The following is a 17,153-nucleotide window of genomic DNA, read 5'->3' as shown; positions in this document are numbered from 1 at the left end:
TCACAGGTTAGCCATGACACAACCAGTCAAAGTCCTTTCGAAACTTCACGCTCTCGCCTGCGCGGCCGCGTTCGCCCTGGTCGCAACGGGCGGCGTCGCCGCATACGCCGCCGACGCCGCGAACGCCAAGCAGGCGATCGCCGTGCAGAACGCATGGGTTCGCTGGCTGCCGAACAATTTGCCCTCGGCCGCGTACGTCACCCTCGTCAACTCGAGCGACAAGCCGATCGATCTCGTCGATATTTCGAGCGCCGATTACGGCATGGCGATGCTGCATCAAACGGTATCGAACGGCTCGACGCAAAAAATGGTGATGGTCGACAAGCTGACCGTGCCCGCGCACGGTCAGGCGGCCATCTCGCCCGGCGGCTATCACGTCATGCTCGAAGACGCGAAGCGCAAGATCGCGCCCGGCGACACGGTGCATCTGAAGCTGCAGTTCTCGGACGGCGAAACGCTCGATGCGCCGTTCGCCGTCAAGTCGCCGGCGCAGACCAAGTAGCGACGCGCGATGAACCTGCACTTCTGACCGCGATGAACCTGCACATCTGACCGCGATGAACCTGCTCTACTGGCTCGAACCTTGGGAACCGTCGCCGACCGTCGTGGTCGCGATGCTCGTTGCCGCGTTGCTTTTCGCGCGCGGCGTGCGCAAGGCGAAGGTGTCGGTGGCGCGGCAGTTGTCGTTCTGGTTCGGGCTCGGGGCGCTGTACGTCGCGCTGCACACGCGGCTCGACTACTTTTTCGAGCATGAATTCTTCATGCATCGGGCGCAGCATCTGGTGCTGCATCATCTCGGGCCGTTTTTCATCGCGCTGTCGTATCCGGGCGCGGCGATGCGCGCCGGCATGCCGTTCATCTGGCGACAGCGCTTCGTGCGGCCCGCGCTGCGCACCCGCTGGGTCCGCGCGACGCTCGACGTGCTGTTCCACCCCGTCGTCGCCGTCGTATTGTTCGTTGGACTGATCTATTTCTGGCTGCTCTCGCCCGTCCACTTTGTGGCGATGCTCGACTGGCGGCTGTATCGCGTGATGAACTGGAGCATGGTGATCGACGGATTGCTGTTCTGGTGGCTCGTGCTCGATTCGCGGCCGGCACCGCCCGCGCGCCTGTCGCCGGGCAAGCGCATTCTGCTCGTGGTTGCGGCGATTCCGCCGCAGATCGTGCTCGGCGCGTTTATCTTCTTTTCGCCGCGCGAGCTGTATCCCGTCTATTCGATTTGCGGACGCGCATTTACCTGGCTCAGTCCGATGCGCGATCAGCAGATCGGCGGACTCTTGCTATGGATTCCTGGCTCGATGATGAGCGTGATAGGCGCAGTCATCGCGCTGCGTCACTGGATGCGACTGTCCGCGCGGGCGCGATTGCGTGACGAGAAAATGGCTGACGCGACGGCGTCGGCTCGTACGCAAACCTCGTCGGGCGCGCAGCCCGCCAATCAGCATTGAGAACGGTAAGACTCAGGCGGCGCGCATCCAGATATGCGGGATGCCGTCCTCTTCGTGCACGTCCGAGATCGGCTTGAAGCCGAACGCACCGTAGAACGCCTGCAGATGCGCTTGCGCGTGCAGACGCACAGGCGTGCCCGGCCATTGCGCGCGGATGTGCCCGAGCGTTTGCTCCAGCATCGCATTGCCCAGACCTTGTCCGCGAGACTCAGCCGTCGTCAGCACGCGGCCGATGCGAATATCGTTCTCCTCGCCATCAGGCAGCAGCACACGCAGATAACCGGCCAGTTTCGCGCGCGTGCTGCCTGCTTGCGTGCCATAGGCGAGCAGATGCCAAGCATCCGTGTCGAGACTATCGATGTCGCCATACAGACAATTCTGTTCGATCACGAAGACAGCCGCGCGAGCGGCAAGCATGTCGTAGACCTCGACGTTCGTCAGGTCGTCGAAGGCCTTCCATCGCCAGTCGATATGAGACGTTTCTGTGTTTCCCGCAGGTCGCTGCTCGCTCATGACATTGCTTTGCGTAGAAGAGAGATCGTCGATTATGCCGCGCCGTTCGGACCATAGCGAGACATCGCCATGCTCTCTGCGATGCTCGCATGCACGAAGCGCGCGTAAAAAAGAAAAGCCCCGAGATTTCGGGGCTTTTCTTTGCTTCTGGAGGCGCGAACCGGAGTCGAACCGGTCTAAACGGCTTTGCAGGCCGCTGCATAACCGCTTTGCTATCGCGCCGAAAGCGGACTGTCGAACCGTTTCTGGTTGCTGACGCAACGGTCCGCAGATTTCTGCGTTTGACGCTTCTTGCGGAGCATCAAACAAAAAGGGAAGCTTGGCTTCCCCCTGTGTTTGGAGCGGGAGACGAGTCTCGAACTCGCGACCTCAACCTTGGCAAGGTTGCGCTCTACCAACTGAGCTACTCCCGCATGAATCTGCACTGCTATTTGCTGCTATCGCAACGTACTGCTTACTGCAACACGTTGCTTGAAAATCTGGAGCGGGAGACGAGTCTCGAACTCGCGACCTCAACCTTGGCAAGGTTGCGCTCTACCAACTGAGCTACTCCCGCGTTTTTGCTTCTTTTCCCTAGCGTTTCGCGCTGTTTGTTAGCGCGTGCACCGGAGAAACGAGATTATGTAGAAGGCACCGAATCGTGTCAACTCTTTTTGTACGAGAGAACGAAAATTTCCGATCGCGCGCCGTTTCCATCACGCCATGCCGCCGCGCTCGCGAATCTGCGGCCACGCAAGCTTCATGTAGTACAGCATCGACCAGATCGTCAGGAATGCGGCGAGATAGATGAGCCACAACCCCCACACGCGCGTATCGATCACAAACGCGCCGAACGATAGCGGACCGTAGAACAGCAGCATCGGAATCGCGACCATCTGGCAGGCCGTCTTGAATTTGCCGAGCGAATTCACCGCCACGCTCTTCGATGCGCCGATCTGCGCCATCCACTCGCGCAACGCCGAAATTGCGATCTCGCGCCCGACGATCACGAGGGCGATCGCCGAATCGAGACGCGTGAGTTGCACGAGCACGAGCAGCGCGGCCGTCACCATCAGCTTGTCGGCGACGGGATCGAGAAACGCGCCGAATGCCGACGTCTGATTCCACTTGCGCGCGAGAAAGCCGTCGAACCAGTCGGTCAGCGCGGCGAGGATGAAGATCGTCGCGGCGGCGAGATTGCGATGCGCCGGGCTCAGCATCATGTCCGGCAGATAGAACACGCCCACGACGAGCGGGATCAGCACGATCCGCAGCCACGTCAGGAAAATCGGGAAATTAAACGGCATGGGGCAGGCGTTACGTTCTGAGATAAGAGATGCAATTGTGCCGGTTCACCGGACGAGCCACAAGCAACGCCCCGGCACCCGGCACAAGCGCGCCGCGGGCTCGCTCGTGGTCGCTGCCGGGCGCGATGCGCGCCGGCTCAATGCAATTGCCGGTAAATCTGCTCGGCGAGCGCGCGCGAAATGCCTTCGACGCTCGCCAGATCGTCGATGCTCGCCGCCACCACGCCGCGCAGGCCGCCAAAGCGCGCCAGCAGCCGCTGACGCCGCTTCGCGCCGACGCCTTCCAGTTCCTCCAGACGCGACGTCTGCCGCGTCTTGGCGCGCTTCGCGCGCATGCCCGTGATCGCGAAGCGATGCGCCTCATCGCGAATCTGAGCGACCAGCATCAGCGCCGCGCTCTCCTTGCCGAGTTCGAGCGACGGCCGGCCATCCGCGAACACGAGGGTTTCCAGCCCGACCTTGCGCCCCTCGCCTTTCGCGACGCCAACCAGCATGCCGAGATCCAGCCCGAGTTCGTTGAAGACCTGGCGCGCAATCTCAACCTGCCCCTTGCCGCCGTCGATCAGCACGATGTTCGGCAGCAGGCCGCCCGCAGCGACGGGTTCCGCGCCTTCGGACGTGACGGCGGGATCGGCGGCGGCTTCCGGTTGCAGCTCAGCCGCTTCGTCGTTCGCGTTCGCGGCGGCCTGCGCGACCATCTTCTCGTAGCGGCGCGTGAGCACCTGGCGCATCGCCGCGTAGTCGTCGCCGGGCGTGATGCCCGTGATGTTGTAGCGCCGGTATTCCGACGACTGCATCTTGTGATGGTGATAGACGACGCATGACGCCTGCGTCGCCTCGCCCATCGTGTGACTGATGTCGAAGCACTCGATGCGCAAATGCGCGAGATCTTCGCATTCGAGCGACAGCGTGTCGGCGAGCGAGCGCGTGCGCGATTGCTGCGAGCCCTGCTCCGACAGCAGGCGCGCGAGCGCGATCCTGGCATTCTGCTCGGCCATCGCGAGCCAGGCGCGCTTCTGGCCTTGCGGCTGACGCAGCAGCGTGACCTTGTGCCCCGCCTGCTCGACCAGCAGGTCGACGAGTTCGCGGCTCGCCGGCGCATGGCTGACGACGAGAACGGGCGGCACGCGGTTGCCAAGGTAATGCTGCGCGATAAACGCCTCGAGCACTTCGCTTTCGATGCCGTGGACGCGGCGCGGCTTCGCGCGGCCCGGACTGCCGGACGGCTCGTCGGACCCGGTCGAGTCGTCGGCTTCGTCGGTCGCTTGCGCGGTTTCATCGGCTTCTTCGCCGAGCTCCGCCTCGATATCGACCAATGCTGGCGGCAAAGTGTCGGCCGTCTCGCCGCCGTCTTCGAGCCCGCCTTCGTCCGCCGTCAGGGCGCTTTCGACATGCGCCGGGAAGTACGCCTTGTCGCCCAGATGCCGCCCGCCGCGCACCATCGCAAGGTTCACGCACACGCGCCCGCCAAGCGCGACGACGGCGAGAATATCGACGTCGCTGTCGCCGCCCACTTCGATGGCCTGCTGATGCAGCACCGTCGACAGCGAACTCATCTGATTTCGCACGGCAGCCGCCTGCTCGAACTTCAGCTTGCTTGCGAACGCGTGCATCTTCTGCTCGAGCTCCTTCATCACTTCCGATTGTCGTCCGAGCAGGAAACGCGATGCATTGGAAACGTCGCGTGCGTAGTCCTCTTCGCTGATCGCCGCAACGCAAGGCGCCGTGCATCGTCCGATCTGATGCAACAGACACGGCCGCGTGCGATTGTTGAACACGGAATCTTCGCAGGTGCGCAGTTGGAACACGCGCTGCAAGATCTGAATGCTCTCGCGCACGGCCCACGCGCTTGGGAACGGTCCGAAATATTGATTCTTCTTGTCGACCGAACCCCGGTAGTACGCCATCCGGGGAAACTGATGTCCAGTCAGCTTCAGATAGGGATACGACTTGTCGTCGCGAAACAGAATGTTGTAGCGCGGTGCCAATGCCTTGATGAGATTGTTCTCAAGCAACAGCGCTTCCGCTTCCGAGCGCGTGACCGTCGTTTCGATCTTCGCGATCCGCGACACCATCATCGCGATGCGCGGCGACAGCAGTGTCTTGGTGAAATAGCTCGACACGCGCTTTTTCAGGTCGCGCGCCTTGCCCACGTACAGCACCGCGCCGTGCGCATCGTAGTAGCGATAGACACCCGGCATGTGCGGCAGCTGGCGCAGCACCTTTTTCGGATCGAAGTCTTCGACGGCGGCGCCGGCTGCGTCGGACTTCGCGTCGGACTTTGCTTCAGACGCGGCCTCAGATGCGGCGGCAGATCCGGCAGCGGATTCGGGGACGTGTGAGGGATCGGGTCGGGTCATGCAGGATCGGGGCGCGCGTCGTGCGCTAACGGCGCGTCATGTGGGTGATGTGCTTGTCGGGTAGCCCGACTTTCTTGCGAAAGCCGGGCCCCCCGAGAACCGTACGTGCGAGTTTCCCCGCATACGGCTCAAATCTACAAACAAAGTTCTGTCTACGACAGAACCGGCTTAGTTACAACCAGCTTACCAGCGTGCACTTGCTGGTGACAGTGCGGGTGGAGCAGCACCCGATTCGACAGAGCGTCGGTACCACCATGCGTCCGATATTCCAGATGATGGTCGTGCCAGCCCGTCTCGTCCGTCAGCGCACAGCCACAATGCGCGCATAACCCGCCTTGTGACATATACAGCGTCGCCCACTGCTTTCGGTAGCGCATTTGTTCCCACATACGCCCCTGCCGCAAGGTTTCGCCATATTGCTCCCATTTCGGATCAAAAGGGTTGAACTCGCCCTTGATCCGCGTGTGCCGTTTGATAGCCATACCACTAAGCTGGTACAGCTCATTCAGCCCCCAACTGCCGTCTTCGCGTTCCGTACGAACCGCAAACACCCAGTGCCGTGCACCGATAGAGTGAAAGTACTTCTGTTTCACCCACACGGCGCTCTTTTGCGGGTGCCTCCGCTTCGACCACCGCCAGAGCTTCCGAAAAATCAGATGCTCCATGCGGCTGTACGTCTGCTTGGCTGAGACCGGACGGTGATACTGCGCCCATCCGCGCAACATCGGGTTAAGCAGTTGGATTAGATCCCCCTGCTTTGCCGTTTTGTTGCCGCTGATCGTTTCCGCCACCTTGCGATAGAACGCTTGCGCGTTCTTCTTGCTCGGCTTGATGAGCAGTTTTCCCGAGTACTTCCGGAAATTCCACCCAAGGAAATCGAAGCCGTCATCAATGTGAGTGACGCGCGTTTTTGCCTCAGACAGTTGCAAGCCCCGAACAGCGAGGAACGCTTCCACCCAAGGCCTGACCACGCTTTCCAGTATCTCTCGCGAGTCGCCGGTAATCACGAAGTCATCCGCGTATCGCACCACATTGACCTTCAACTTCTTGGCCTTGACGATCCCGAATTTCGCACCGAGGTGCGCAACCAGTTCACGTTCCAGCCCGTTCAGCGTCACATTCGCCAGCGTCGGGGAGATGATCCCTCCCTGCGGCGTACCGGCCTCAGTCGCCTGTAGCTGACCCTTGTAAATCAGGCCAGCCTTCAACCACTTCCGGAGAATTTCCCTGTCCATGGGGACATGGTTTTCCAGCCAGTCGTGGTTGATGTGGTCAAAGCAGCCTTTGATATCCGCTTCCAGTACCCATCGGGACGAATCCTTCCGGGACGTGCAAGCACGTACCTGACCCATAGCATCAGCCGTCGAACGGTTTATCCTGAACCCATAAGAGTTCGGGTCGCTCGTCGATTCCGACACTGGCTCCAGAGCCAGCAGATACAGGGCGTGCATCGCCCTGTCCCGCATGGTCGGGATGCCCAGCGGGCGCTCCTTTCCATTGGCCTTGGGGATAAAGACTCTCCGTAATGGCAGAGGCTTGTACCCGCGCCGCTTCAACCCACCGATGGCCTCCCACCGGCTTTCAGGCGAGTCCCACAGCTCGCGATCGACTCCCGCCGTTCGCGCACCTTGGTTCTGCGTAACACGTCGTACCGCATACAGCTTCGCGGACAACGTGCGAGTCAGCATCCGTTGCAGAGCTTTCACCCTGCGCCAGTCACTTTCCCGCGTCGCCTTCGCAATTCGAATCTGCATCCCTCTCACGTTCCGTTCAACCCGACGCCAATCGACAGCGTTCCAGTTGTCCGGCGCATGGGAAAGCGCAGACCCGGTCTTTCGACCAGATACTTTCATGCTGCTCTCCTACTTGGAAGAAGTCCCCAAGCAGAAGGCGCATCTCCCCCAGAGGGGCAGATACACCCCGCTGGGGAACAACAGACACCTAAACAGGAGCGCATGCGCCCCTATCTCGGACAAACACCTCAGTACGAACGAATGCGCTCGCACCTGACCAAGTTACTGAGGGTAGTCAGCCGCCTTGCGACGGTAGACCAGACGGAAGTCTGCCCGCTTTCGCGTGAGGTAATGTCGCAACCCCTATCCGGGCCATTACAGCCCGACATTCGCTTTTTCCGTCCTCCCATACCTGCACAATCATCAGCGTCCCTTGCGGTTCGCCTGCCAGCCAAACAACGGCTGGCAACCATACAGGCTTACCACGTTCCCGGCATGTCACACGACCGACGTAGGTTCTGCCTATCCCCCGGTGGCTTAACAACGACGTAGCCCAAATTCTAAGTGGACTAACCAGCCACGTACCTTTTGGTTAGAGCCCGGTGTTCAAGCAGCTTTGGCTCCTCACTGGTAACGAGGTTTATCAGCAGTTCACATACGTTAACCCTATCGGCCAGCCTAGCTCCTCGACCCCTTTGCTGCTAGGAGTGTCCAGACCAATCCCTCGCGGGAATGACCTGCCCGAAAAATCCGGAGGCTACATTGTCAGAAGAGCTTCACACCCCACCGTTGCCAGTGACGCATGTCTTCCTAGGCTACTGCTGGTCGTACAGCAGGTTCACTATCCCCGCCCTACAGCTGACGAGGCCAAACAATGACACACCGAGCTTCCGCTCGTATCGGTTCGCGAATCCATTGCCAGTGACGGCGCAGGAATTGCATACACCACCCCGCCCAGTCGGCGAAGATGAAGCCGCTGACGGGGCGGAACCTGATGGTAATCAGGTCAATGCAATGCGAGCCCTCGGAGAATGTGCTTCACCGAGACTCGTATGGACGAGACCCGGCAAACCTCTACCGGCTCTCGCTTCGCTACAAGAGATACCCCACTTCTGAGCAGTTGCGTCGAGGGACTCGCGCCCCTTCCCGATGCTCCGCGTGATATCTTCGCGACTGGTTAGGCTCATGTAGACGCCTCCTTTGCCGCTAGTCGATGCCCCTTACGTTGGGGCTACCCGGACACGAGCGTGCGTGTCGCACTAGAATCGCCAGTTTAGAACATTCCGTCCGCGCCCGAACCCAGGCGCCGCCATCATGTCCTCCGCTCCCACCCAGGCGCCCCAGCACACGACTATCGCGTGCGACATTTTCTGCGCGGTGATCGACAACTTCGGCGACATCGGCGTGTGCTGGCGACTCGCGCGGCAGCTCGCGGCGGAACATGGCTGGCAGGTCCGGTTGTTCGTCGACGATCTGCATGCGTTTCGCAAGCTCAATCCGGCCGTCGATGCGGGCCGCGCGCGGCAGGCGGTCGACGGTATCGTCATCGAGCACTGGCACGAGCCGGCGCATGCGGGCGACACTTTGCAGGTCGCCGACGTCGTGATCGAGGCCTTCGCGTGCGAGTTGCCGCACGCGTACATCGCGGCGATGGCGCGGCGCGAGCGCGCGCCCGTCTGGCTCAACCTCGAATATCTGAGCGGCGAAGACTGGGTCGCGGACTTTCATCTGCGGCCGTCGCCGCATCCGCGTTACGCGCTGATGAAGACGTTTTTCTTTCCGGGGCTCGGCAAGGGCACGGGCGGCGTGCTGAAAGAGCGTGATCTGGACGCGCGCCGCGCCGCGTTCGAAGCATCGGCGGATGCGCGCGCCGCATGGTGGCAGACTGCCACAGGCAGCGCACCGCCCGCGCCGGACGCCACCGTGATCTCGCTCTTCGCGTACGAAAACCCCGCCGTCGACAGCCTGCTCGAACAATGGCGCGACAGCGAGCGCGAAATCGTGCTGCTGGTGCCCGAGGGCCGCATTTCGGGCGCGGTCGCGCGCTTTTTCGGGCTGCCGTCATTCGCGGCGGGCGCGCAGGCGACGCGCGGCAGCCTGCGCGCGCATGCGCTCGCCTTCACCCATCAGGCGCGCTACGACGAACTGCTGTGGGCCAGCGACATCAACTTCGTGCGCGGCGAGGACTCGTTCGTGCGCGCGCAGTGGGCCGCGCGGCCGTTCGTCTGGCACATCTACCCGCAGGCGGACGACGCCCACTTGCCTAAGCTCGACGCGGCGCTCGCGCATTACGCGCAAGCCCTGCCCGCCGACGCGCGCGCCGCCCTTGCACGCTTCTGGCACGCCTGGAACGGCAACGGCAAGCCCGATTGGGCCGACTTCCAGCGCCATCGGCCGCAGCTCGATGCGCGCGCCGCGCAGTGGGCGCGCGAACTGGCGTCGATCGGCGATCTCGCGGGAAATCTGGCGGAATTCGCAAAAAGTCAGTTAAAATAAGCGGTTATCCAACGGCCGACGACGCAAGCGCGGCACGATGACACCGGTGCGGCACCCTCGCGGCACCGGCGGCGGATCGACCCTCCGCCGTCGCAACGGTGTCAGCCCGTGTCACACGCGTACGCGCCCGCTTCGGGTAAAAGAAGCAGACGGACAAAGCACGGGACGGAGCATTTCAACGCCGCTCCCGCACACACCGGCCCCGCTCACCGCGCAAACCAGTTTGGTCCACCGTTTTCGGTGTCGAACGCGCGCCGGGCGCCGAACGCGCTTACGCCGTATGCCGTTGAGCAAAAGTTGAAGCACCTATTCTCGTACAGGACAGTTTTATGAAGATCGCTCAAGAACTCCGCACCGGCAACGTGGTGATGATCGGCAACGACGCAATGGTCGTGCAGAAGGCCGAGTACAACAAGTCGGGCCGCAACGCCGCCGTCGTCAAGATGAAGTTCAAGAACCTGCTGACGGGCGCGGGCATGGAAACCGTGTACAAGGCAGACGACAAGTTCGACGTGGTCGTGCTCGATCGTAAGGAAGTGACGTACTCGTACTTCGCCGACCCGATGTACGTGTTCATGGACGCCGACTACAACCAGTACGAAGTCGAAGCCGAAATGATGGGCGACGCGCTCAACTACCTCGAAGACGGCATGGGCTGCGAAGTCGTGTTCTACAACGAGAAGGCCATCTCGGTCGAACTGCCCACCACGCTCGTGCGCGAGATCGTCTACACGGAACCGGCTGTCAAGGGCGACACGTCGTCGGGCAAGGTTCTGAAGACGGCCAAGCTGAACACCGGTTTCGAACTGCAAGTGCCCCTCTTCTGCAACATCGGCGACAAGATCGAAATCGACACTCGCACGAACGAATACCGCAGCCGCGCGTAAGTTTGAATCGCGCCGCGCGGCAATCATCTTAAGCCCTGACTCACACAGGGCTTCGAATAAAAAAGCGCCCGCATGGGCGCTTTTTCTTTTTTTTCGCGACCGTGTATGGTTGTGGAAATCTTTACCGGCCAAGCATGCAATTTTGCCAAGCCGGCGCGCGCGTCCGTACCCGTCTGTGTCCTTTTGGCCCTGCGTTTACACGGGTTTTTCGATTTTTCGAGTGTTGGCACGTCTTCTGCTTGACGAATATTTCAGGCCTTCGTGGCTTGCGTTCATCAGGAAACAAGGGAGGTGTGCCATGAACAACGATATCGCTGAGGGCAAGTGGAAACAGCTGATCGGCAAGGCGAAAACCGCGTGGGGCGAACTTACGGACGACGAGCTGACCAAGGCAGAAGGCCGTGCCGACAAGCTGGCGGGCCTGATCCAGGAGCGCTACGGCAAAACGCGCGACGAAGCGGAACTCGAAGTGCGCCGTTTCTTCGACAGCAATCGCGACGTGTGATCGGACCGCGATCGGTCGGACCGCGATCGGTCGGGCCGCGATCGGTCGGGCCGCGAGTGGCCGGCTCGCAAGCGACCCGCCGCGTTCAGACCGCTGCATGCTAACTGGAGCATTGGCTGCTCAAGCCCACTTACCCAGCGCCCGCGCATTCGGCATCGCCCACGGCGAGCCGAGCGTCGGGCACCCGTCCATCTGAACAGTTGCGCTCGTTATGCCACATGCCCTGATTGTCGAAGACGATCCCAATAGCCTGTCAGGCCTGTCCGCGATTCTCGCCGCCGACGGTTTCTCCGTCGACACGGCGATCACGCTCTCCGAAGCGCGCGCAGCCCTGACACGCTTTATTCCCGACGTCGTGCTGGTCGACCTGAATCTGCCCGACGGCAGCGGGCTCGACCTGCTTCAGCATTTGCCTGCACAACCGCCCGGCGGCGCCTTGCCCGTGATCGTGATGACGGGCAACGCCACCGTCGAGAGCGCGATCGAAGGCCTGCGTCATGGGATCTGGGACTATCTGCTGAAGCCCGTGAACATTCCGCGGCTGCGCAGCCTGCTCGCGCGCATTCCGCGTCCTTACGAACTGACCGAGGAAGTGCAGACGCTGCGCACGAAGCTGCGGCGCATGGGCCGCTTCGGCCCAATGATCGGCCGCAGCGGCGCGATCCAGCATATCTACGATTCGATCGAGCACATCGCGCCGACGGAAGCCGCCGTGCTGATTTCGGGCGAAACGGGCACTGGCAAGGAAATCGCCGCGCGCACGCTGCACGAGATGAGCCGCCGCCGTAAAGGGCCGTTCGTCGTGCTCGACTGCCGCTCGGCGCAGGCCGCGAGCGGCGGCCGGCCGCTGGAGAGCCTGCTGCTCGGCCACGAACGCGGCGCGTTCGGCGGCGCGGAACAGCGCGAACCCGGCCTGTTCGAGCAGGCGAGCGGCGGCACGCTCTTCATCGACGAAATCACGCTGTTGCCGCGCGCGCAGCAGGAAGCGCTGCTGAACGCGCTCGATTCGCAGACGTTCATGCGCGTCGGCGGCACGAATCAGGTGGCGACCGACTTCCGGCTGATCGCGTCGACGCGCAAGTTGCCGCGCTCGGCCGTCGCCGATGGCAGCCTGCATCAGGATCTCGGCTTGCGGCTCGAAGCCGCTGCGCTGTCGCTGCCGCCGCTGCGCGAACGCGGCGATGATCCTGCCCTTTTCGCGCAGGCGCTCGTCGACGAACTGAACGACGAAGCGAACGCGCGCGGCGTCGCCGACGCAACCAAGCTGATCGCGCCGAGTTTCATCCGCGAATGTCTTGCGTACGAGTGGCCGGGTAACGTGCGCGAGTTGCAGGACCGCGTGCGGCGCGCCTATCACGCTTCCGGCGACATGCTGGAGACGCTGCGCGCCGCCGAGGGCAACGGCGCCGGCGGCCGCGATCTGAACGGCGGTCGCGTGCAGGTGACGGTGGGCACGCCGCTCGCCGACGTCGAAGAGATGCTGATTCGCGCGACGCTCGACGCTGTCGGGGGCACGCGACATCGCGCCGCTTCGCTGCTCGGCATCAGCCCGAAGACGCTCTACAACAAGCTGCAGCGGATGCGGTTGAACTGAGCGCTGCGCGCGCTGCGAACACTGGCCGTAGCGTTCATCGTCTGCAAAAGAAAAGGACGGGGGCAGTTCACGACCCCGTCCTTTTTGCCTGCGATGGCGTCGCCACGATCAACCCGCCGCGAACACCGCGCGCAACAGCGCCTGCGCCTGCTGATACTGGGGCTCGGCGGCAAGCTTCGACCACGACAGCGCCTTGCCGCGCGGACGCATCCGCTTCAGGCGCCGCTTCGATTCCTTCGACGGCGCGAAACGCAGCGCATCCAGAACCTTCTCCGCTTCTTCGGGCTGATTGCAGATTAGCACCATATCGACGCCCGCTTCGAGCGCGGCCGTTGCTGCTTGGGTCAGCGTGCCGCCCTGGCGCGCCGCCTCCATCGACAGATCGTCGCTGAATATCGCGCCCTCGAAACGCAGCCTCTTGCGCAGGACGTCCTGAATCCAGACGCGCGAAAATCCCGCCGGCTTGCTGTCGATTTTCGGATAGATCACATGCCCCGGCAGCACCGACGCCAGCGAAAGCCCCAGCCAGTCGTACGGCGCGACGTCTTGCTTGAGGATTTCATCGAGCGTGCGTTCGTCGACGGGCACCGCGACGTGCGAGTCCGCCGTCGCGAAACCGTGCCCCGGAAAATGCTTGCCGCAGTTCGCCATGCCCGCGAGCGCGAGACCGTGGTTGAGGCTCTTCGCGAGCATCGTCACGACGCGCGGATCACGATGGAACGCGCGGTCGCCGATCACCTGCGAGTGGCCGTAGTTCAGATCGAGCACGGGCGTGAAGCTCATGTCGATGCCGCAAGCGCGCAATTCCGACGCGAGAATGTAGCCGACAGCCGTCGTCACCTTGGTCGCGTGCAGCACGTCGTCGTCCCACAGCGCGCCGAGCTTGCCCATCGCGGGCAGCACGGTGAAGCCATCGGTGCGAAAGCGTTGCACGCGCCCGCCTTCATGATCGACGGCAATCAGCAGATCGTCGCGGACATCGCGGATCGCGTCCGTCAGCGCGACCAGTTGCGCGCGGCTTTCGAAGTGGCGCGCGAACAGGATCACGCCGCCCGTCATCGGATGCGCGAGGCGGCGCTCGTCGTCGGCGTTCAGTGTCTTGCCCACGACATCGAGCATTACCGGGCCGGGAGTCAGGTTCATCAGGTCCATGACAGAGAAGAAAAAAGCGTGCGCTTGCAGGCGCACGGCGTTGAACGGCGTTACGCCGACGGATGGGGCAAATCGGGCGCCTCGGGTGCTTCGGATGTTTCGGCGATCACAAACGACACCGCGTAGTCGCGCTCGTCGGACAACGTCACACGCGACGTAATGCCACGCTCGGCCAGCCAGGCGGCCAGTTCGCCCGACGCCACGCAGGTCGGGCGGCCGCTCGGCTCGTTGAGCGTCTGCAGCGCGCGCCATGTCATCGGCCAGTGCATGCCCAGTCCGATCGCCTTCGAGAACGCTTCCTTGACGGAGAACCGCGTGGCCAGAAACGCGAGGCCGCGCGCCCGCGAGCGCGCATTGCGCGCGTGATAGATGCGCAGTTCGTCGGGACCGAGCACTTTCTCCGCGAAGCGCCCGTGGGTGCGCTCCATCACCGCCGCGACGCGGCTCACCTGAACAATGTCGGTGCCGATGCCGTAGATCGCCATAAGCGTGCCGCTACGCGCGTGCCGCGAGACGCGCGGCGACCATGATTGCCTTCATCTCGCGCACGGCATTGTCCCAGCCCGCGAAAATCGCGTGTGCAACGATCGCGTGACCGATATTCAGTTCGACGATGCCTTCGATGGCCGCGATTGGCTGGACATTCGTGTAATGCAAGCCGTGGCCCGCGTTCACTTTCAGGCCCAGCGACGCGCCAAACTCCACGCCGCGCGCGACGCGCTCGAACTCGCGCTGCTGCTCGCTTGCGTCGTGCGCTTCCGCGTAGGCGCCCGTGTGCAGCTCGATCACGAGCGCGCCCGCTTCGTGCGCGGCGCGAATCTGCGCTTCGTCGGCGTCGATGAAAAGCGAGACCCGCGAGCCCGCGTCGGCCAGTTGCTTGCACGCGGCGCGTACCGCCTCGAAATGCCCGACGACATCGAGCCCGCCTTCCGTCGTCAGCTCCTGACGCTTTTCCGGCACGAGACAGACATCGTGCGGCCGCACCTCGCAGGCGATGTCGAGCATTTCCTGCGTCACGGCGCATTCGAGATTCATGCGCGTCTTCAGCTGCGGGCGCAACGCGCGCACGTCAGCGTCGACGATATGCCGGCGGTCTTCGCGCAGATGCAGCGTGATCGCGTCGGCGCCCGCTTCTTCCGCCTGCAGCGCGGCGCGGATCGGATCGGGATACGACGTGCCGCGCACATTGCGCAGCGTAGCGACGTGATCGATATTCACGCCGAGGTCAATCACATTAGGAGACGTCAGGAAGAAGCTCATAAGTTCTGCAAGTCGATCAGGATCTGGCGCGTCGCGAGCGGCGTGCCGCCCAGATAGGTGTTGAGCAAAAAGCGCATCAGCGTCTTGCTTTGCGCGACGGTCTGCGTGCGATGGTAATCGTCCTGTTCCATGTCGAGCAAGGTTTGACCGCTGACCACGGGCCAGTTCGACGGATAGTCGTCGGACGCCTCGCGCACGCCGCGTTCGGGATCGAACACGTAGCGCCCTTCGGGCATCACGGCCTTGCGCGCCACCGTGCGATTGAGCGACATCGCGTAGCCGGTTTCGCGCAGCAGCACGCGCTCGAACGAGCGCAGCACCTGTACGGGCGGCTCGTCGTGCGCAAGACGCGTCAGCGTGACGACGTAGTGATGAAACAGTTGCGGATGCGGATCTTCACGGGCGAGGAACTTCACGAGCAGCTCGTTCACGTAGAAGCCGCACAGCAGCGCGTCGCCCGCCAGCGGCAACATCCCGCCGACCCATTCGGCGCCCGTCAGCGTACGCATTTCCGATTTGCCCGACCAGGCAAGCGACAGCGGCTGGAACGTCTGCAGCACGCCCCGCAAAGCGGAGTGCGGACGCTTGGCGCCCTTCGCGATGAGCGCGATCCGGCCGTGATCGCGCGACAGTACGTCGATGATCAGACTGGTTTCGCGGTACGGATAACTGTGCAGCACGAACGACGGCTGCTCGGTGATGCGAAATTCGGACGCAGGTGCGCGCGGTACGCGCGAAACCGGGCGGCGCGACGCGGTCTTGCGCGGCGGCGCATCGGCTTGTCCGGCGGCTTCGCCGCTGCCGGCCTCATCGGATTCGTCGCGCCCGGCGCGCGGCACGCTGCGCCTGGACGAGCGCGCCGTCCGCACGGGCGTGGCACGTGGCGGCGGCGCGAAATCGTCAGGGTCGCCGTCGGCGATGGCTTCGTCTGCCGGTGTCATCCACGCGTCAGGCTGGCTGTCCGTTGCGCCGTCACTCGTAACCATAGGCACGGAGTCCGGCTTCGTTGTCGGCCCAGCCACTCTTCACCTTGATGAACGTTTCGAGATACACGGGGCCGTCGAACAGCTTCTCCATGTCGAGGCGCGCTTCCGTGCTGATCTGCTTCAGCTTCGAGCCTTTCTGGCCGATGATCATCGCCTTGTGCGTATCGCGCTCGACCAGAATCGTCGCGAAGATGCGCCGCAGCCGGCCTTCCGTTTCAAACTTGTCGATCAGCACCGTGCTCGTGTACGGCAGTTCGTCGCCCGTCCAGCGGAAAACCTTTTCACGCAGGATTTCAGCGGCGAGAAAACGCTCGCTGCGATCGGTCAGGTCGTCTTCGCCGTAAATCGGCTGGCCTTCCGGCAGATACGGCTTGACGGTCGCGAGCAGCCGCTTGATGTCATCGGGATTCTTCGCCGACAGCGGCACGATTTCCTTGAACTCGCGCAACGCGCTCATCTGCTGCATGAACGGGAACAGCGAGTCCTTGTCGCCGACACGATCCAGCTTGTTCGCGATCAGCAGCGTCGGCGCGGAGGCCGGAATCAGGTCGAGCACCTTCTGGTCGTCGGGTCCGAAGCGGCCGGCCTCGATCACGAACAGGACGGCATCGACGGATGTCAGCGTCGACGTGACGGCGCGATTGAGCGAGCGATTCAGCGCGCCGCTGTGGCGTGTCTGAAAACCGGGGGTATCGACGAAAATGTACTGCGCGTCGTCGATCGTGTTGATGCCAGTGATGCGATGGCGCGTAGTCTGCGCCTTGCGCGACGTGATACTGACCTTCTGGCCGACGAGGGCGTTCATCAGCGTCGACTTGCCGACGTTCGGGCGGCCGACGATCGCGACCATGCCGCAGCGAAAACCAGTGGGAGTGGGAGCGTTCATATTCGTACTACGGCAGGTTCGTGTGGACGCGCGTCGGTGACGCCGCG

At 62.9% G+C, this 17,153-nt stretch carries 15 protein-coding genes and 3 tRNA genes; 6 read left to right on the top strand and 12 right to left on the bottom strand.

Features of this window, described 5'->3' with window-relative positions; translation table 11 throughout:
• The first annotated feature begins 13 nt into the window (after window positions 1-13).
• Together H3V53_RS17505 and H3V53_RS17500 are read left to right on the top strand one after the other, a co-directional pair.
• The gene (locus tag H3V53_RS17505) at window positions 14-502 is read left to right on the top strand and encodes a copper chaperone PCu(A)C (RefSeq protein ID WP_336599026.1); all 489 of its coding nucleotides are present in this window, start codon (window positions 14-16) and stop codon (window positions 500-502) included.
• Between the two features lie 55 nt (window positions 503-557).
• Window positions 558-1,448, top strand: coding sequence for a cytochrome c oxidase assembly protein (locus H3V53_RS17500; RefSeq protein ID WP_336599025.1), 891 nt, complete (start codon window positions 558-560; stop codon window positions 1,446-1,448).
• A 12-nt stretch (window positions 1,449-1,460) separates the two neighbouring features.
• Here the strand turns inward: H3V53_RS17500 and H3V53_RS17495 are convergent, their stop codons facing one another.
• From H3V53_RS17495 to ltrA, 7 genes are all read right to left on the bottom strand, one after another.
• Entirely contained in the window at window positions 1,461-1,961 is a 501-nt protein-coding gene (locus H3V53_RS17495; protein ID WP_336599024.1) for a GNAT family N-acetyltransferase, read from the bottom strand.
• 148 nt (window positions 1,962-2,109) lie between these two features.
• Window positions 2,110-2,183, bottom strand: a tRNA-Cys gene (locus H3V53_RS17490).
• Between the two features lie 115 nt (window positions 2,184-2,298).
• Window positions 2,299-2,374: transfer RNA gene (locus tag H3V53_RS17485), tRNA-Gly, on the bottom strand.
• Between the two features lie 67 nt (window positions 2,375-2,441).
• Window positions 2,442-2,517: transfer RNA gene (locus tag H3V53_RS17480), tRNA-Gly, on the bottom strand.
• A 139-nt stretch (window positions 2,518-2,656) separates the two neighbouring features.
• Entirely contained in the window at window positions 2,657-3,247 is a 591-nt protein-coding gene (gene pgsA / locus H3V53_RS17475) for a CDP-diacylglycerol--glycerol-3-phosphate 3-phosphatidyltransferase (RefSeq protein WP_054924986.1), read from the bottom strand.
• Window positions 3,248-3,384: 137 nt separating this feature from the next.
• Window positions 3,385-5,607 carry an excinuclease ABC subunit UvrC gene (uvrC, locus tag H3V53_RS17470; RefSeq protein ID WP_336599023.1) on the bottom strand — a complete coding sequence of 741 codons (2,223 nt, stop codon included), beginning with the start codon at window positions 5,605-5,607 and terminating at the stop codon, window positions 3,385-3,387.
• Between the two features lie 152 nt (window positions 5,608-5,759).
• On the bottom strand, window positions 5,760-7,460 hold the full coding sequence (gene ltrA, locus H3V53_RS17465) for a group II intron reverse transcriptase/maturase (RefSeq protein ID WP_336599022.1): 1,701 nt from the start codon (window positions 7,458-7,460) through the stop codon (window positions 5,760-5,762).
• 1,194 nt (window positions 7,461-8,654) lie between these two features.
• On the opposite strand from ltrA, the gene earP reads away from it, so the two are divergent.
• The 4 genes from earP (at window position 8,655) to H3V53_RS17445 (ending at window position 12,822) form a co-directional block, all read left to right on the top strand.
• The gene (earP, locus tag H3V53_RS17460; protein WP_336599021.1) at window positions 8,655-9,836 is read left to right on the top strand and encodes an elongation factor P maturation arginine rhamnosyltransferase EarP; all 1,182 of its coding nucleotides are present in this window, start codon (window positions 8,655-8,657) and stop codon (window positions 9,834-9,836) included.
• Between the two features lie 329 nt (window positions 9,837-10,165).
• Window positions 10,166-10,723 (top strand): elongation factor P, encoded by a 558-nt coding sequence (gene efp / locus H3V53_RS17455; RefSeq protein WP_054924989.1) that lies wholly within the window; start codon window positions 10,166-10,168, stop codon window positions 10,721-10,723.
• Between the two features lie 298 nt (window positions 10,724-11,021).
• A complete protein-coding gene (locus H3V53_RS17450) occupies window positions 11,022-11,228 on the top strand; it encodes a CsbD family protein (RefSeq protein WP_054924990.1) in 207 nt (68 codons plus the stop codon).
• A gap of 211 nt (window positions 11,229-11,439) precedes the next feature.
• Window positions 11,440-12,822: a sigma-54-dependent transcriptional regulator gene (locus H3V53_RS17445; RefSeq protein WP_336599020.1), complete on the top strand. Its 1,383-nt coding sequence runs from the start codon at window positions 11,440-11,442 to the stop codon at window positions 12,820-12,822.
• 108 nt (window positions 12,823-12,930) lie between these two features.
• Here H3V53_RS17445 and nagZ read toward each other — a convergent pair whose 3' ends face one another.
• Genes nagZ through era form a run of 5 tightly spaced genes read right to left on the bottom strand, consistent with a single transcriptional unit; the run spans window position 12,931 to window position 17,106 of the window.
• Window positions 12,931-13,965 carry a beta-N-acetylhexosaminidase gene (gene nagZ / locus H3V53_RS17440; protein WP_336599019.1) on the bottom strand — a complete coding sequence of 345 codons (1,035 nt, stop codon included), beginning with the start codon at window positions 13,963-13,965 and terminating at the stop codon, window positions 12,931-12,933.
• A gap of 59 nt (window positions 13,966-14,024) precedes the next feature.
• The gene (gene acpS, locus H3V53_RS17435; RefSeq protein ID WP_336599018.1) at window positions 14,025-14,459 is read right to left on the bottom strand and encodes a holo-ACP synthase; all 435 of its coding nucleotides are present in this window, start codon (window positions 14,457-14,459) and stop codon (window positions 14,025-14,027) included.
• 10 nt (window positions 14,460-14,469) lie between these two features.
• Entirely contained in the window at window positions 14,470-15,234 is a 765-nt protein-coding gene (pdxJ, locus tag H3V53_RS17430) for a pyridoxine 5'-phosphate synthase (protein WP_336599017.1), read from the bottom strand.
• A complete protein-coding gene (gene recO / locus H3V53_RS17425) occupies window positions 15,231-16,220 on the bottom strand; it encodes a DNA repair protein RecO (RefSeq protein ID WP_336599016.1) in 990 nt (329 codons plus the stop codon). Before recO ends, pdxJ begins: the two co-directional genes overlap by 4 nt.
• Window positions 16,207-17,106, bottom strand: coding sequence for a GTPase Era (gene era, locus H3V53_RS17420; RefSeq protein WP_336599015.1), 900 nt, complete (start codon window positions 17,104-17,106; stop codon window positions 16,207-16,209). The genes recO and era overlap by 14 nt, the downstream gene beginning before the upstream one ends.
• Between the last annotated feature and the right edge of the window lie 47 nt (window positions 17,107-17,153).

This window comes from Paraburkholderia bengalensis (genome assembly GCF_037126505.1).
In the GTDB taxonomy this organism is placed as follows: Bacteria; Pseudomonadota; Gammaproteobacteria; order Burkholderiales; family Burkholderiaceae; genus Paraburkholderia; species Paraburkholderia bengalensis.
Note: the sequence above shows the minus strand (reverse complement) of the source record. Positions and strands in the feature narration are given on the sequence as shown.

Excerpts from the sequence above, each read along its gene's own strand:
- earP (WP_336599021.1), top strand. The coding sequence starts at position 8,655 with ATGTCCTCCGCTCCCACCCAGGCGCCCCAGCACACGACTATCGCGTGC.
- uvrC (WP_336599023.1), bottom strand. The coding sequence starts at position 5,607 with ATGACCCGACCCGATCCCTCACACGTCCCCGAATCCGCTGCCGGATCT.
- nagZ (WP_336599019.1), bottom strand. The coding sequence starts at position 13,965 with ATGAACCTGACTCCCGGCCCGGTAATGCTCGATGTCGTGGGCAAGACA.
- acpS (WP_336599018.1), bottom strand. The coding sequence starts at position 14,459 with ATGGCGATCTACGGCATCGGCACCGACATTGTTCAGGTGAGCCGCGTC.
- recO (WP_336599016.1), bottom strand. The coding sequence starts at position 16,220 with ATGGTTACGAGTGACGGCGCAACGGACAGCCAGCCTGACGCGTGGATG.
- pdxJ (WP_336599017.1), bottom strand. The coding sequence starts at position 15,234 with ATGAGCTTCTTCCTGACGTCTCCTAATGTGATTGACCTCGGCGTGAAT.
- H3V53_RS17500 (WP_336599025.1), top strand. The coding sequence starts at position 558 with ATGAACCTGCTCTACTGGCTCGAACCTTGGGAACCGTCGCCGACCGTC.
- efp (WP_054924989.1), top strand. The coding sequence starts at position 10,166 with ATGAAGATCGCTCAAGAACTCCGCACCGGCAACGTGGTGATGATCGGC.
- ltrA (WP_336599022.1), bottom strand. The coding sequence starts at position 7,460 with ATGAAAGTATCTGGTCGAAAGACCGGGTCTGCGCTTTCCCATGCGCCG.
- H3V53_RS17445 (WP_336599020.1), top strand. The coding sequence starts at position 11,440 with ATGCCACATGCCCTGATTGTCGAAGACGATCCCAATAGCCTGTCAGGC.
- pgsA (WP_054924986.1), bottom strand. The coding sequence starts at position 3,247 with ATGCCGTTTAATTTCCCGATTTTCCTGACGTGGCTGCGGATCGTGCTG.
- era (WP_336599015.1), bottom strand. The coding sequence starts at position 17,106 with ATGAACGCTCCCACTCCCACTGGTTTTCGCTGCGGCATGGTCGCGATC.
- H3V53_RS17495 (WP_336599024.1), bottom strand. The coding sequence starts at position 1,961 with ATGAGCGAGCAGCGACCTGCGGGAAACACAGAAACGTCTCATATCGAC.
- H3V53_RS17450 (WP_054924990.1), top strand. The coding sequence starts at position 11,022 with ATGAACAACGATATCGCTGAGGGCAAGTGGAAACAGCTGATCGGCAAG.
- H3V53_RS17505 (WP_336599026.1), top strand. The coding sequence starts at position 14 with ATGACACAACCAGTCAAAGTCCTTTCGAAACTTCACGCTCTCGCCTGC.